Genomic DNA, 15,547 nt, shown 5'->3' on the forward strand with positions numbered 1-15,547 from the left:
CTGCAGACTGTTTTAAGCCTGTTTGAGACGTTCATTGAGCGTCTCGAGGATCCAGGTGTTTACGGAAACCTGTTCCTCCGCAGCGGCGGAGCTAAGACGCTCACCAAATGACTCAGGATAGCGCAGCGTGAAGGTTTTCAGCTTTTCCGGGTGAGCATAAGGCTCAATCCCCGCTTCATGACAATCTGCGAGATATTCCTGTAATGATATCTCGCCCTCCTGTTGTAACCCTTGAATGCTATCGGAAACAAAATCGCAATATCCTGATAATCCCAGGAACTTACCACGGAATGCATTGAGCTCAGGCACGTAGTTGATAACGGCGGGTTGCCCGGCAATCTCCATTGAGTTTGGCGTTTTAGGTTTGATCATGGTTTTACCCCTATAGTGATTAACCAATCGCGCACGCTCTCCACGGCGCCTTTGTCAGTATCCGGCGAAGGATGAGGCCTGTGAAAGCTGGCAATGCTGTGGTTCAACAAAAATTTACAGCGCGAGCCGCGTCCTTCTTTAATCTCCCCGCCTAACGCTTTAATTAGCGATTCAATGTCGGCCCATTTAATGCCCTGTGGCACAGGGATTTTAAACAGTTGCTCCAGCGTGTGGTGCTGTTTATTACGTAAAGATAAAACCTGCTGCTCCATCGCCCTGCCCCATGACTTCATCCATTGAAGTCAAGCCAATGATAGCACAAGATGAAGTCAAGCCAAATTCTGATGAAGTTTGTTTATCAACAGTTGATAAACCACATAAACTATACGCTTTGTGAATTATCCCGCTTCACCAATAATGGCGCCTCATTTAACGATCTCGTTATGGCGAGGCTCCTGCATAAATACAAGTTACCGCCCTGTTGGTATCGAGAGAGACCACTCAGGGAAATACAGGCTTCCATCGAATCAAGGTGTTGCCAAGGTAACTTCTGGCGGTCATGACCGTTCAGATACGTTATGCAGTGCTAAAACCAGGACGTAGGGATCTGCCTGCGCTAACCCTGTCTTGTTCGCCCCTATGAGTGATTTTTTATAGGGATTTTAATCATGTCTTCCATTCAACTCTGCGCCGCCCATCAGGCGACCTCTGGCTTCGACGGCGATGCGATCGCCCAGTACATGCGTACCGATTTTATTACGCTGCAGGAACATCTCAGCGTCCATGAGGCGCGCGAACACTTTATCTCCCAGCTGGACAGCGATGATATTCCCGGCCAGGTGTTTGTCGTCGCCGGCAGGAAACTGCGCGGCAGCCTGTCGGTCAAAAAGCTCCTGCAGGAAGGGGATGTCGGGCAGTCTATCCGCTACCTGATGGACAGCTGCCTGTTTCGCGTCAAACCTGACGACGAGCGCCCGCAGGTGATTGCCGAACTCACCGAGCGCGGCCTCGATCTGGTACCGGTTGTCGATAAAGGCGAGCTGGTCGGCTGCCTGATGGAAAAGGAGATCGCCCATCTGCTGGAGGATGACGTCACCGAAGACGCCCAGCTGCAGGGGGCGACGCTGCCGCTGGAAAAACCGTACCTCGAGATCAGCCCGTGGACGCTGTGGAAGAAGCGCTCGGTGTGGCTGCTGCTGCTGTTCGTGGCCGAAGCCTATACCAGCAGCGTGCTGCAGCATTTCGAAGAGGCGCTGGAATCGGCCATCGCCCTCGCCTTCTTTATTCCGCTGCTCATCGGCACCGGCGGCAATAGCGGAACGCAGATCACCTCGACGCTGGTGCGCTCGATGGCGCTGGGGGAAGTGCGGCTGCGCGATATGGGGCGGGTGATCCGCAAAGAGGTGTCGACCTCGTTTCTGATTGCCCTGACCCTGGGTCTGGCGGGCTGCCTGCGCGCCTGGATGATGGGGATTGGCATGGAAATCACGCTGATCGTCAGCCTGACGCTGGTATGTATTACCCTGTGGAGCGCGATTGTCTCGTCGATCATTCCGATGGTGCTTAAGCGGATCGGCATCGACCCGGCGGTAGTTTCCGCGCCGTTTATCGCTACGCTGATTGATGGCACCGGGCTGATTATCTATTTCAAAATCGCCCAGTATTTTCTTGGGTTGAACTGATCAAGTAAGCCCGGGTGCCACAGTACCCGGGCCCTTGGATTACCCTTCCACCAGCGCCTGCGCGCAGGCCCAGGCGCTTGACCACGCCCACTGGAAGTTATAGCCGCCGAGCCAGCCGGTGACGTCCATCACTTCGCCGATAAAGTAGAGACCCGACGCCTTACGCGCCTCCATGGTACGTGACGAAAGTTCGTTGGTATCCACGCCGCCGAGGGTCACCTCCGCCGTCCGGTAGCCTTCGGTGCCGTTCGGCTGCACGCGCCAGGCGGTCAGTGTCTCCACCAGCGTCTGCTGATCGCGAACGTTCAGTTGCTTCAGTGTCACATCAGGTATCTGTCCCAGCTGCTGCAAACACTCCACCAGCCGCTTCGGCAGCTGCATCGCCAGGGTATTTTTCAGGCTCTGGTTGGGATGCGCGCTGCGCTGCTCGTTAAGGAAGTCCTCAAGATTGCAGTCCGGCAACAAGTTAACAGTGACGAACTCGCCGGGCTGCCAGTAGCTGGATATCTGCAGCACCGCCGGCCCGGAAAGGCCACGATGGGTAAACAGCAGATTTTCGCGGAACAGGGTGCCGTTCTCGGCGGTAATGGTAGAAGGCACCGAAACACCGGAGAGCACCTGAAGCTGCTCGAGCAGCGGCTTATGCAGGGTAAACGGCACCAGCCCGGCGCGGGTCGGCAGCACCTTCAGGCCGAACTGCTCGGCCACCTTGTAGCCAAACGGCGAGGCGCCGAGCCCCGGCATCGACAGACCGCCGGAGGCAATCACCAGCTTTTTGGTCATCAGCGTTTCGCCGTTCACCTGTAGCCGGTAGCCTTGTTCATCTCGCTCGACGCTGAGGATTTCGCTGCGCAGGCGGATCTGCACGTCGCCCTTTTCGCATTCCGCGAGCAGCAGATTGACGATCTGCTCCGCCGAATCATCACAAAACAGCTGGCCGAGCGTCTTCTCATGCCAGGCGATGCCATATTTGCCGACCAGCTCGATAAAGTCCCACTGGGTGTAGCGCGCCAGGGCAGATTTGCAAAAATGCGGGTTTTGGCTCAAATAGGCCGCCGGCTCAACATACATGTTGGTAAAGTTGCAGCGGCCGCCGCCGGACATCAGAATTTTTCGTCCCGGCTTTTTGCCGTTATCGAGCAGCAGGACGCGGCAGCCGAGCTGGCCCGCCTGCGCTGCGCAAAACATTCCCGCCGCTCCGGCGCCAACGACAATGGCATCAAACCTTTCCACACCGCGTTCCTCGTTCCCCAATTGTCGGGTTTTGTAAATATTTCACTCTGGTCACACCAGCGGGAAAAATCCCGCATTAGATACATCATTGAAAGATATAGGATTACTCCCAACAGGGTAAAACCTAAACAGGAAGAAAATCAAAAAAAGTCTATATTTCACTTTGCCCGCGCCGCTAAAGTCACTGATAATGCGCCGCGTTCATGTCCTCAAAATGGCGTAACGTCCTATGCTACATTTATTTGCCGGTCTGGATTTACATACCGGACTATTATTATTGCTTGCTTTAGCTTTTGTACTGTTTTACGAAGCGATTAACGGTTTCCATGATACCGCAAACGCGGTGGCTACGGTTATCTACACTCGCGCAATGCGGTCGCAGCTTGCTGTGGCGATGGCGGCGCTCTTCAACTTCTTCGGCGTTCTGCTGGGCGGTCTCAGCGTAGCCTATGCCATTGTGCATATGCTGCCCACCGATCTGCTGCTTAACATGGGTTCCGCACATGGCCTCGCCATGGTGTTCTCTATGCTGCTGGCGGCGATCATCTGGAACCTCGGCACCTGGTATTTCGGCCTCCCGGCCTCCAGTTCTCACACCCTGATTGGCGCCATCATCGGTATTGGTTTAACCAATGCGCTGATGACCGGTACTTCAGTGGTTGATGCGCTGAATATCCCGAAAGTCATCGGCATTTTTGCTTCGCTTATCATCTCGCCGATCGTCGGTCTGGTGATTGCGGGCGGCCTGATTTTCATTCTCCGTCGCTACTGGAGCGGTACCAAAAAACGCGCGCGTATCCACCTGACCCCCGCAGAGCGTGAAAAGAAAGACGGTAAGAAAAAACCGCCGTTCTGGACCCGTATTGCCCTGATCCTGTCCGCTATCGGCGTGTCGTTCTCCCACGGCGCCAACGATGGGCAGAAAGGCATTGGTCTGGTGATGCTGGTGCTGATTGGCGTCGCCCCGGCAGGCTTCGTGGTGAATATGAACGCCTCCGGTTACGAAATCACTCGTACCCGCGATGCGGTCAACAACGTGGAAACCTTCTTCCAGCAGCGCCCTGACCTGCTGAAGAAAGCCACCGGTGTTGACCAACTGGTTCCGTCTCCGGATACCAATACCGCGGCCAACGGTGAGTTTCATTGCCATCCAGCAAATACTATCAACGCGCTTGACCGCGTGAAGACTATGCTGACCGGCGTTGAAACCTACGATTCACTGTCACCGGATCAGCGCGGTCAGCTGCGTCGCATTATGCTCTGCATCTCCGACACCACTGATAAAGTGGCGAAGCTGCCGGACGTCAGCGCTGACGACCAGCGTCTCCTGAAGAAACTGAAAACCGATATGCTGAGCACCATCGAGTACGCGCCAATCTGGATTATTATGGCGGTCGCGCTGGCGTTAGGTATCGGCACCATGATCGGCTGGCGCCGCGTGGCGACCACCATCGGCGAGAAGATTGGTAAGAAGGGCATGACCTACGCTCAGGGGATGTCGGCACAGATGACCGCAGCGGTTTCTATCGGTCTGGCGAGCTACACCGGAATGCCGGTTTCCACCACCCACGTGCTCTCCTCCTCGGTAGCGGGGACAATGCTGGTGGATGGCGGTGGTCTGCAGAAAAAGACCGTGACCAGCATCCTGATGGCCTGGGTGTTGACCCTTCCGGCAGCGATTATCCTTTCAGGCGTCCTTTACTGGCTCTCCCTGAAACTGATTTAAACGTCATTCGATCAAAACGGGTCAGCTTGCTGGCCCGTTTTTTTATCCCGAAGATGTCGTTAGTGCCAGATCATCAGCGCAATCAGGCTCACCACCACCAGACCGCACAGCGCGCTGGTCAGGATAAACTGACGACGGACACGTTCGCAGCGACGAATAAATTCATCATCGTGATGGTCACGGTAACGCTGGGCGTAGATATACCACACCAGCCGCATCTGTTTGCTGGGCTGCCCATGCGAGGTAAAAAAGCCGCCGCCATCAACATACTGATAGAGCAAGGGATCGCAACCACGTAGCACCACCAATAATGCACGCAACGATGAGAAGTAGCGTGCCATATTCACCACACAAACGACACACAGGGCCCAAAACAGCGCAATAGTGCTGATCATACCTCCTCCCCGGCGACCCGCCCACGGAGAAATCCTCCGCGGCTACCGCTCCCCAAATAACCCACGACGATACCGTAAAGAGTGCGATTCCGATCACATTTATTTTTCCGACCGGCTCATTAAATAGTGTAGGAGATCCATTAATTTTTTTACCACAAGGTTATTCGTTATCAATACGTAAGACGGATAAATTTGTTTAACTTTTAGGTGAACCCAGTGCATTGACGGAGTGCGGGGGGCGCTATAAGGTAGGAAATATCTTCTACAATGAAGTCCTTAAAGGCTACCCTCCCGCGAATGTAGCACGCAGGACGCGGGCGAAACGGCAGCGCCAGCTGTCAGGTCCAATGGTCATCGACAAACTTATGGAAGGAGTAACACTATGGCTTACAAACATATTCTTATTGCAGTAGACCTGTCCCCGGAGAGTAAAGTACTGGTTGAAAAAGCCGTTTCTATGGCCCGCCCGTATAACGCAAAAGTGTCCCTGATCCACGTGGATGTGAATTACTCCGACCTCTACACCGGGCTGATTGACGTTAACCTCGGCGACATGCAAAAACGCATCTCCGAAGAGACCCATCACGCGCTGACCGAGCTCTCCACCAACGCGGGCTACCCGATCACCGAGACCCTGAGCGGCAGCGGCGACCTCGGCCAGGTGCTGGTCGATGCGATTAAAAAATATGATATGGATCTGGTGGTCTGCGGCCACCATCAGGACTTCTGGAGCAAGCTGATGTCCTCTGCCCGCCAGCTGATCAACACCGTCCATGTCGACATGCTGATCGTCCCGCTGCGCGACGAAGAAGACGAATAACCGTCCCGTTTTATCCGCGTAAGACGCCCGCCGATGCGGGCGTCTTTATTTTCGCTTTCCCCTCACCGCATGGCAGAGATTAAAGCCATAAAATCGCCATTCAATTAGTGCGATCAACCAGTTATTAGCCAAAAAATCTATATAATAATCTATTCATTAAGCCAATAACCGCAGCATGGCGAGTTATCAGACATTTTCGGCGCGTTCTGGCATACGCGTTCATACTTTTTGGGAAAGTAAAACAAGGCGAAGGAATATGAATACAACTGCACCTACGGGCTTGCTGCAGCAACCTCGTCCGTTCTTCATGATCTTCTTTGTGGAGCTCTGGGAACGTTTTGGCTATTACGGCGTTCAGGGGATCCTGGCGGTCTTCTTTGTCAAACAGCTGGGCTTCTCTCAGGAACAGGCCTTTATCACCTTCGGCGCCTTCGCGGCGCTGGTTTACGGGCTGATCTCCATCGGCGGCTACGTGGGCGACCATTTGCTGGGGACTAAACGCACGCTGGTGCTCGGCGCCATTGTGCTGGCTATCGGCTACTTTATGACCGGGATGTCGCTGCTGAAACCGCAGCTGATCTTTATCGCTCTCGGCACCATCGCCGTCGGCAACGGTTTGTTTAAAGCCAACCCGGCGAGCCTGTTGTCAAAATGCTATCCGCCTAAAGACGCCCGTCTCGACGGGGCGTTTACCCTGTTTTATATGTCGATAAACATCGGTTCACTGCTGTCGCTCTCGCTGGCGCCGGTGATCGCCGAAAAGTTTGGCTATGCCGTGACCTATAACCTGTGCGGCGCGGGGCTGATTATCGCGCTGCTGGTCTACTTCGCCTGCCGCGGGATGGTGAAAGATATTGGCTCCGAGCCGGATCATCGCCCCCTCAGCCTGCGCAATCTGGCGCTGGTGCTGGCCGGGACGGTGGTAATGATTTTTCTCTGCGCCTGGCTGATGCATAACGTGATGGTCGCCAACCTGGTGCTGATTGTCCTGTCGATCGTGGTCATTGCGTTCTTTTTCCGCGAAGCGTTTCGCCTCGATAAAACCGGACGCAACAAAATGTTCGTCGCCTTTATCCTGATGATCGAGGCGGTACTGTTCTACATTCTGTATGCCCAGATGCCGACCTCGCTGAACTTCTTCGCTATCAACAACGTCCATCATGAGATCCTGGGCTTTACCATCAACCCGGTCAGCTTCCAGGCGCTCAATCCCTTCTGGGTGGTTGTCGCCAGCCCGGTGCTGGCGGCGATCTACACCCATCTCGGTCACAAAGGGAAAGACCTGACCATGCCGGTGAAGTTTACCCTCGGGATGTTGCTCTGCGCGCTGGGCTTCCTGACCGCCGCAGCCGCCGGGATGTGGTTTGCCGACGCCCAGGGATTAACCTCGCCGTGGTTTATTGTGCTGGTCTATCTGTTCCAGAGCCTGGGCGAACTGCTGATCAGCGCCCTGGGGCTGGCGATGGTTGCCGCGCTGGTGCCGCAGCATCTGATGGGCTTTATTCTGGGGATGTGGTTTCTGACCCAGGCCGCCGCGTTCCTTCTGGGCGGCTACGTAGCGACCTTCACCGCGGTGCCGGAAAACATCACCGATCCGCTGCAGACCTTGCCGGTCTATACCAATGTGTTCAGTAAAATTGGCCTGGTGACGCTGGGCGTCACGGTGGTGATGGCGCTGATGGTGCCGTGGCTGAACCGGATGATTAATACCCCGGCCAGCGCCGAGTAACCGTTTAAGACGGCCGATCCGCGCTGGCGCCGTTTGTTCAGATATTGCGGTTCCCGGCTTACGCTACACTCAGCCGGGCGACAATTCGGTAGCCCGGATAAGGCGCGTTGCGCCGCTATCCGGGAGATACCACCACGGCGTAATATTACTCCGGCGTACCGGCGTAAATATCAAACCGATGCCCTTTGGTCACCACCGCGTTCGGCGTGGCGACCTCCGCCAGCGGCGGCGAGTAATCCGGGCGCTTCACCACCACCCGTTTGGTCGCCAGCTGGCGCGCCGGGGCCAGCAGGCCATCGGCGTCTAAATCGGGCCCCACCAGCGACTGAAAGACGCGCATCTCTTTCTTCACCAGCGCGCTTTTCTGCTTATGCGGGAACATCGGATCGAGGTACACCACCTGCGGACGCGGGGTGATATCGGTCAGCGCCGTCAGGCTGGAGGCGTGGATCAGCTGCAGCCGCTCCTGCAGCCAGCCGCCAATTTCCGCATCGGCATAGCCGCGCGCCAGGCCATCGTCGAGCAGCGCGGCGACCACCGGATTACGCTCCAGCATTCGCACGCGACAACCGACCGACGCCAGCACGAAGGCATCGCGTCCCAGCCCGGCGGTGGCGTCGACGACATCCGGCAGGTAATCACCTTTAATACCCACCGCTTTGGCGACCGCTTCACCGCGGCCGCCGCCAAACTTGCGCCGGTGGGCCATCGCGCCGCCGACAAAGTCGACGAAGATGCCGCCAAGTTTGGGCTCATCGCGCTTACGCAGCTCCAGATGCTCCGTCGTCAGCACCAGCGCCATCGGGTTATCTTCATCCTGCTCCAGCCCCCAGCGGGCGGCTAAAACAGATAAGGCGCCGTCTCCGGCGCCTGTTTCATCAATTAAGCAGATCTTCACCGCAGACTTAACCCTTGATCCCGTAGTGCTCCAGCATCGCGTCCAGCTGCGGCTCACGGCCGCGGAAGCGTTTGAACAGCACCATCGGCTCTTCGGAACCGCCGCGGCTCAGGATATTGTCGAGGAACGACTGACCGGTTTCGCGGTTGAAAATCCCCTCTTCTTCGAAGCGTGAGAAGGCGTCTGCCGCCAGCACGTCGGCCCACAGGTAGCTGTAGTAACCTGCCGCATAGCCGCCGGCGAAGATGTGGCTGAACGCATGCGGGAAACGGCCCCAGGTCGGGCCCGGCACCACAGCGACCTGCTTTTTAATCTCGGCCAGGGTCTCAAGAATTTTCGCCCCCTGCTCCGGCTTGTACTCCGCGTGCAGGCGGAAATCGAACAGGCCGAACTCCAGCTGGCGCAGAATAAACATCGCCGCCTGGTAGTTTTTCGCCGCCAGCATTTTCTCCAGCAGCTCCTGCGGCAGCGGTTCACCGGTTTCATAATGACCGGAGATAAACGCCAGCGCTTCCGGCTCCCAGCACCAGTTTTCCATAAACTGGCTCGGCAGTTCGACTGCATCCCACGGCACCCCGCTGATGCCGGAAACGCCGGCGGTATCAATGCGGGTCAGCATGTGGTGCAGACCGTGGCCGAACTCGTGGAACAAGGTAATCACTTCGTCGTGGGTGAACAGCGCCGGTTTGCCGTTGACCGGGCGGTTGAAGTTACAGGTCAGGTAGGCGACCGGCTTCTGCAGGGAACCATCCAGTTTACGCATTTGGCCGACGCAGTCGTCCATCCACGCCCCGCCGCGTTTATGTTCGCGGGCATACAGGTCAAGATAGAAGCTGCCGCGCAGCTCGTTGTGTTCGTCATACAGCTCGAAGAAGCGCACTTCCGGATGCCACACATCGACATCGGTACGCTCTTTAGCGGTAATGCCGTAAATGCGCTTAACCACTTCGAACAGGCCGTTAACGGCTTTGTTTTCCGGGAAATAAGGGCGGAGCTGCTCATCGCTGATGCTGTAGAGGTGCTGCTTCTGTTTTTCGCTGTAGTAGGCGATATCCCACGGCTGCAGTTCATCGACGCCAAACTCGGCTTTGGCGAAGGCGCGCAGCTGGGCCAGCTCTTTTTCGCCCTGCGGACGGGCGCGTTTGGCCAGGTCGGTGAGGAAGTCGAGCACCTGCTGCGGATCCTCCGCCATTTTGGTGGCGAGGGATTTAAAGGCATAGCTGTCAAAGCCCAGCAGCTGCGCCAGCTCATGGCGCAGGGCGAGGATCTCCGCCATCACCGGGCTGTTATCCCATTTACCGGCGTTCGGCCCCTGATCGGAGGCACGCGTGGAGTAGGCGCGGTACATCTCTTCGCGCAGCGCCTGGTTGTCGCAGTAGGTCATCACCGGCAGGTAGCTCGGGATATCCAGGGTCAGCAGATACCCTTCCTGCTCTTTCGCCTGGGCCTGAGCCTGAGCGGCGGCCAGCGCGCTTTCCGGCATACCGGCCAGATCGGCGACGTCGGTCACCAGCTTGTTCCAGCCCATGGTGGCGTCGAGGACGTTGTTGCTGTACTGGTTGCCCAGCTCAGAGAGGCGCGCGGCGATTTCACCGTAGCGTTTCTGCGCCTCCGGCGGCAGGCCAATACCGGATAATTCAAAATCGCGCAGCGCATTATCAACCGCTTTTTTCTGCGCAGTATTCAGCGTGGCGTAGTTATCGCCATCGCGCAGGTCGCGGTAGGCTTTATACAGCCCTTCATGCTGGCCAACCCAGGTACTGTACTCGGAGAGCAGCGGCAGGGTCTGTTCGTAAGCTTCGCGCAGTTCCGGGCTGTTTTTTACCGAATTCAGATGGCTGACTGGCGAGAAGATGCGTCCCAGCACATCGTCCACTTCCGCCAGCGGCTGGCAAAGATTTTCCCAGCTATACGGCGCGCCGTGCGCCACCGCGCTTTCCACCGCGGCCCGGCAATCATCCAGCGCTTTGGTGACCGCAGGGACCACGTGTTCCGGTTTGATCGCAGAAAAAGGCGGCAGGGAAAAAGGCGTCAGTAATGGATTGGTCATATGCGCTGTCCTGTTGAAAAGGGTGAATGAAGCGCGCGTCCGGCGCTTATGCATGAGATCTAGAATGGGGGATAGTTGGGGGAATTTCAATGACGGGCGGTGCGTCATCCTGGGTATTGCTGCGATAAGTCCGCCCGTTGCGGGAAAAGGCCGACACGCGGTGCAGCGTGCCGGAAACCGCATTAATGCCTTTTTTGCGCCATCTCCCAGGCCGCCGACAGATTCAACCGCTGCCAGAACTGCTGTTCGGGGGTGGTGCCGGAAAGGGGGTAACCCGCCGGCAGCGCGGTGTTGACCATCAACGCCCGACGCTGGACCGCTGACAGCTGCGGCAGGGCAGCCTCCAGCAGCACTTCCGCCCCCTCAGGCACCTGCAGACGTGGCTGCGGCCCCTTCTGCTGCGGCAGATCGTAGGTCATGGTGAAACGAGAGAAATCACGCATCGCCGGATCGCGCCAGGGATCGTCTTTCACGCTGCTCTTCGCGCACTCAGCAAGCGATGTGCCGCAGGCTTTCGCCAGCGCGGCGCGCAGCTGATCGCGAGCTTCGTTAAATAATACCCGGTAGTGCGGATCGTTAAGATAATGGGCCACGTTGCGCTCAGCCACCATCCGCGAGCCGATCACGTCCAGCGGATAGTGGACGCCCAGCACGATGCGCGAGTAGCCATAGCGGGCGCCGCGCGCCACCAGCGCGTCGTAGCGCTCCGGGATCATCGCCGCCAGCAGCAGCGCATCGGTATAGCCGGTGTTGGTGTGGCCGCTGGGGAACGAGCCGCCGTCGGCGGTATAGGGCTGGTTATCCTTCACCACCACGTCGTCAGGCACCAGGTGAATGGTGTTGCCCTGAACCAGAAACGGCCGCGGATTGTTGAAGTGCTTTTTCGCCTCGCCGGTGCTGACTTCCGAGGCTTTGATCAATGCTGCCGCTTTCCCCAGCGCGCCCTGGTCATAGGCGGTCAGAAACGCTTTGCCCAGCCGCGGCCCCAGCGCATCGCTGAGGAAGTAGAGGTAGCTAATCCCTTCCGCATCTACCAGCGCCTGACGGCGTGTCGTCTGCACGGCATCGCGATTGATGCTAGTCACCGTCGCCAGATTCTGCTTCACGACGGTCTCCGGCAGGGTGCTGAACGCCGACAACAGCGCAATACCCGCCTGCTGGTTGGCCCGGGTCTGGAAGTCATAGCCGCTGGCCTTCAGCCAGGCGGTATCGGCCTGAGTTTTGTTTTGTTTCGTGTGCGCCAGCCGATCGCGGGTCAGCGTGGCGGCATCCCCCTGCAGAGCGCGACGTAGCTGCGTCAGCCCCTGTTGCTCAAGATCGTCATACGCCTGGCTGGAGGCAGCCGGCGTCACGCTATTGGCGAGGGCCGCCGCCCTGTCCAGCGGGATGTCTTTGGCCAGAACCGGTTGCGCCAGCAGCAGCGCGACGGCCAGCAGTGAGAGTTGCCTTTTCATTATTTTTCCTTTTATTCAGATAATTACCTTGCCTGCACCCGACGCTAGCGCGGCCGTTTGACGTTTTTATGACAGCGTTATGTTTTGCAACGCTTTTGGCAGAAATGAAACAGCGCGGCGGCGCAGCGGTAATCTCGGCCGATCTGCGGTAAACTATCGGTTAACTTGTTTACTTCCCGGAATCTCTGTATCCATGCTCAGTTATCGCCACAGCTTTCACGCAGGCAACCACGCCGACGTCCTCAAACACACCGTTCAGAGCCTGATCATCGAAGCGCTGAAAGAGAAAGAAAAACCGTTTCTCTACCTGGACACCCACGCTGGCGCGGGCCGCTATCAGCTGAGCGGCGAGCACGCCGAGCGTACGGGCGAGTATCTCGAAGGCATCGCCCGCATCTGGCAGCAGGACGACCTGCCGGCAGAGCTGGAGCCGTATATTTCCGTGGTCGAACACTTCAACCGTAACGGCCAGCTGCGCTACTACCCGGGCTCGCCGCTGATTGCCCGCCAGCTGCTGCGCGAGCAGGACAGCCTGCAGATGACCGAGCTGCACCCGAGCGACTTCCCGCTGCTGCGCGCTGAATTCCAGAAAGACCGCCGCGCGCGCGTCGATAAAGCCGATGGCTACCAGCAGCTGAAAGCCAAGCTGCCGCCGGTATCGCGCCGCGGTTTGATTCTGATCGACCCGCCGTACGAAATTAAAACCGACTATCAGGCGGTGGTGACCGGGATCCACGAAGGCTACAAACGCTTCGCCACCGGCACCTACGCCCTGTGGTATCCGGTCGTGCTGCGCGCACAGATCAAACGCATGATCAAAGAGTTAGAAGCCACCGGCATTCGCAAAATTCTGCAAATCGAGCTGGCGGTGCGTCCGGACAGCGACCAGCGCGGCATGACCGCCTCCGGGATGATCGTCATCAACCCGCCGTGGAAGCTGGAGCAGCAGATGAACAATGTGCTGCCGTGGCTGCACAGCAAGCTGGTTCCGGCCGGCACCGGCCACGCCACCGTCAGTTGGATCGTACCGGAGTAATCGCAACCATCGGTGGAACCTTTTAAGCCTCGCGCTACAATCGCGGCAATCAACGATTAAGGACATATAGGCATGAGCAAACATTATGATTACCTCGCCATCGGCGGCGGTAGCGGCGGTATCGCCTCGATTAACCGCGCGGCCATGTACGGCCAGAAGTGCGCGCTGATTGAAGCCAAAGAACTGGGCGGCACCTGCGTCAACGTCGGCTGCGTGCCGAAAAAAGTAATGTGGCATGCGGCGCAGATCCGCGAAGCGATTCATCTTTACGGCCCGGACTACGGTTTCGATACCACCATCAACCATTTCGACTGGGAGAAGCTGGTCGCCAGCCGTAGCGCCTACATCGACCGCATCCATACCTCCTACGACAACGTACTGGGTAAGAACAACGTCGACGTGATCAAAGGCTTCGCGCGCTTTGTCGATGCCCATACCGTGGAAGTGAACGGCGAGACGATCACCGCTGACCATATCCTGATCGCCACCGGCGGCCGGCCGAGCCACCCGAATATTCCGGGTGTGGAATACGGTATTGATTCCGACGGTTTCTTTGAACTGCCGGCGCTGCCGAAGCGCGTGGCGGTGGTCGGCGCGGGCTATATCGCCGTTGAGCTGGCGGGGGTGATTAACGGCCTCGGCGCCGAAACGCACCTGTTCGTGCGTAAACACGCGCCGCTGCGCAGCTTCGATCCGCTGATCGTGGAGACCCTGGTGGAAGTGATGAACGCCGAAGGCCCGCAGCTCCACACCAACGCGATCCCGAAAGCGGTAGTCAAGAATGCCGACGGCAGCCTGACGCTGGAGCTGGAAGATGGCCGCAGCCAGACCGTAGATTGCCTGATTTGGGCGATTGGCCGCGAACCGGCGACCGATAACTTCAACCTGGCGGCTACTGGCGTCAAAACCAACGAAAAAGGCTACATCGTCGTTGATAAGTTCCAGAACACCAACGTGCCGGGCATCTACGCGGTGGGCGATAACACTGGCGCCGTCGAGCTGACCCCGGTGGCCGTGGCCGCAGGCCGTCGCCTCTCCGAACGCCTGTTTAACAACAAGCCGGAAGAGCATCTGGACTACAGCAACATCCCGACCGTGGTCTTCAGCCACCCGCCTATCGGCACCGTCGGCTTAACCGAGCCGCAGGCGCGCGAGCAGTACGGCGACGACGCCGTGAAGGTCTACAAATCCTCTTTCACCGCGATGTACACCGCCGTCACCTCGCACCGCCAGCCGTGCCGCATGAAGCTGGTGTGCGTCGGCCCGGAAGAGAAGATTGTCGGGATCCACGGCATTGGCTTCGGGATGGATGAGATGCTGCAAGGCTTTGCGGTGGCCCTGAAGATGGGCGCCACCAAAAAAGACTTCGACAACACGGTTGCCATTCACCCGACGGCGGCAGAAGAGTTCGTCACCATGCGCTAAGACGCGATCGCCGGATGATAAAAAGAAGCCCCAGGGGCTTCTTTTTTTATGTTCAGGCCACGCCGTTATTGCCGTGGCGCATAAACGCCGGGCGCTGGTTGAGCGCCATATACCAGCGTTCCACGGCCGGCATCTCCGGATGGGCAAAAGGGGTCATCTTCCAGCGATGCACCGACAGCCCCAGCACGATATCGGCGAGGGTGAAGCGCTCGCCGGCTATCCACGCCCCGGTTCGCTGCAGTTGCGCTTCGACAATGCGCACGCAGTGGGTCCAGGTGGCAATACTCTCTTTAATCGCCGCCGGATCCTGAAAGCGCGGATCTTTACGCACCAGCCCCATAAAGGCATGGCGCCAGGCAGTGTTAAACTCGGTCGCCTGCCAGTCCATCCAGTGCTCCACCTCGGCGGCGGGCTGTGGCTCGGCGGGCAGCAGATCCCAGCGCTCCGCTTTCCGCGCCAGATAGCGGCAGATACTGTTCGACTCCCAGAGCACGAAGTCACCGTCCAGCAGCACCGGCACCAGGCTGTTAGGATTCAGGCGCTGAAACTCAGGCGTATCCAGAGGCTTAAATCCGCTACCGTAATCCTCCTGCTGGTACGCCAGCCCGGCTTCCTCGCAGGTCCACAACACTTTCCGTACATTGATTGAAGAGCGTTTGCCCAGAATTGTTAGCATTGTCAGCGATTCCTCAGCCATAAAAGAGAGATCTTTCACTCTACTCTATTG

The 15,547-nt window shown here is 57.8% G+C and carries 14 protein-coding genes and 1 riboswitch; of the genes, 6 read left to right on the forward strand and 8 right to left on the reverse strand.

Annotation, left to right across the window (positions count from 1 at the left end; translation table 11 throughout):
* Positions 1 to 12 precede the first annotated feature (12 nt).
* Together N438_RS17775 and N438_RS17780 are read right to left on the reverse strand one after the other, a co-directional pair.
* On the reverse strand, positions 13 to 372 hold the full coding sequence (locus N438_RS17775; RefSeq protein WP_022066422.1) for a type II toxin-antitoxin system HicB family antitoxin: 360 nt from the start codon (positions 370 to 372) through the stop codon (positions 13 to 15).
* Complete coding sequence (locus N438_RS17780) at positions 369 to 644, reverse strand: type II toxin-antitoxin system HicA family toxin (protein WP_023323362.1); 276 nt, start codon at positions 642 to 644, stop codon at positions 369 to 371. The genes N438_RS17775 and N438_RS17780 overlap by 4 nt, the downstream gene beginning before the upstream one ends.
* 158 nt (positions 645 to 802) lie before the next feature.
* Positions 803 to 984, forward strand: a riboswitch (M-box (ykoK) riboswitch).
* Between the two features lie 56 nt (positions 985 to 1,040).
* Between N438_RS17780 and N438_RS17785 the strand changes: the two genes are divergently transcribed.
* Positions 1,041 to 2,054: a magnesium transporter gene (locus N438_RS17785; protein ID WP_012540371.1), complete on the forward strand. Its 1,014-nt coding sequence runs from the start codon at positions 1,041 to 1,043 to the stop codon at positions 2,052 to 2,054.
* Positions 2,055 to 2,093: 39 nt separating this feature from the next.
* On the opposite strand, the gene N438_RS17790 is transcribed toward N438_RS17785, so the two are convergent.
* Positions 2,094 to 3,287, reverse strand: coding sequence for an NAD(P)/FAD-dependent oxidoreductase (locus N438_RS17790; protein ID WP_012967106.1), 1,194 nt, complete (start codon positions 3,285 to 3,287; stop codon positions 2,094 to 2,096).
* A gap of 229 nt (positions 3,288 to 3,516) precedes the next feature.
* On the opposite strand from N438_RS17790, the gene pitA reads away from it, so the two are divergent.
* Positions 3,517 to 5,013 (forward strand): inorganic phosphate transporter PitA, encoded by a 1,497-nt coding sequence (gene pitA, locus N438_RS17795; RefSeq protein WP_008806938.1) that lies wholly within the window; start codon positions 3,517 to 3,519, stop codon positions 5,011 to 5,013.
* A gap of 59 nt (positions 5,014 to 5,072) precedes the next feature.
* Here pitA and uspB read toward each other — a convergent pair whose 3' ends face one another.
* Positions 5,073 to 5,408, reverse strand: coding sequence for a universal stress protein UspB (gene uspB, locus N438_RS17800; protein ID WP_002921203.1), 336 nt, complete (start codon positions 5,406 to 5,408; stop codon positions 5,073 to 5,075).
* Between the two features lie 382 nt (positions 5,409 to 5,790).
* On the opposite strand from uspB, the gene uspA reads away from it, so the two are divergent.
* Entirely contained in the window at positions 5,791 to 6,228 is a 438-nt protein-coding gene (uspA, locus tag N438_RS17805) for a universal stress protein UspA (RefSeq protein WP_004145166.1), read from the forward strand.
* 256 nt (positions 6,229 to 6,484) lie between these two features.
* The gene (gene dtpB, locus N438_RS17810) at positions 6,485 to 7,957 is read left to right on the forward strand and encodes a dipeptide/tripeptide permease DtpB (protein WP_008806937.1); all 1,473 of its coding nucleotides are present in this window, start codon (positions 6,485 to 6,487) and stop codon (positions 7,955 to 7,957) included.
* A 145-nt stretch (positions 7,958 to 8,102) separates the two neighbouring features.
* Here dtpB and rsmJ read toward each other — a convergent pair whose 3' ends face one another.
* From rsmJ to N438_RS17825, 3 genes are all read right to left on the reverse strand, one after another.
* On the reverse strand, positions 8,103 to 8,855 hold the full coding sequence (gene rsmJ / locus N438_RS17815) for a 16S rRNA (guanine(1516)-N(2))-methyltransferase RsmJ (RefSeq protein WP_116696394.1): 753 nt from the start codon (positions 8,853 to 8,855) through the stop codon (positions 8,103 to 8,105).
* A gap of 7 nt (positions 8,856 to 8,862) precedes the next feature.
* A complete protein-coding gene (gene prlC / locus N438_RS17820) occupies positions 8,863 to 10,905 on the reverse strand; it encodes an oligopeptidase A (RefSeq protein ID WP_008806935.1) in 2,043 nt (680 codons plus the stop codon).
* A 182-nt stretch (positions 10,906 to 11,087) separates the two neighbouring features.
* The gene (locus N438_RS17825; RefSeq protein ID WP_072045376.1) at positions 11,088 to 12,359 is read right to left on the reverse strand and encodes a phosphatase PAP2 family protein; all 1,272 of its coding nucleotides are present in this window, start codon (positions 12,357 to 12,359) and stop codon (positions 11,088 to 11,090) included.
* A gap of 193 nt (positions 12,360 to 12,552) precedes the next feature.
* On the opposite strand from N438_RS17825, the gene N438_RS17830 reads away from it, so the two are divergent.
* Entirely contained in the window at positions 12,553 to 13,395 is an 843-nt protein-coding gene (locus N438_RS17830; protein ID WP_012967103.1) for a 23S rRNA (adenine(2030)-N(6))-methyltransferase RlmJ, read from the forward strand.
* 72 nt (positions 13,396 to 13,467) lie between these two features.
* Positions 13,468 to 14,820, forward strand: a complete 1,353-nt coding sequence (gene gorA, locus N438_RS17835; protein WP_012967102.1) for a glutathione-disulfide reductase — start codon at positions 13,468 to 13,470, stop codon at positions 14,818 to 14,820.
* A 52-nt stretch (positions 14,821 to 14,872) separates the two neighbouring features.
* Here the strand turns inward: gorA and N438_RS17840 are convergent, their stop codons facing one another.
* Complete coding sequence (locus tag N438_RS17840) at positions 14,873 to 15,496, reverse strand: glutathione S-transferase (protein ID WP_012540364.1); 624 nt, start codon at positions 15,494 to 15,496, stop codon at positions 14,873 to 14,875.
* Positions 15,497 to 15,547 lie beyond the last annotated feature (51 nt).

This window comes from Klebsiella sp. GL120222-02, from assembly GCF_003097195.1.
Lineage (GTDB): Bacteria > Pseudomonadota > Gammaproteobacteria > Enterobacterales > Enterobacteriaceae > Klebsiella > Klebsiella variicola.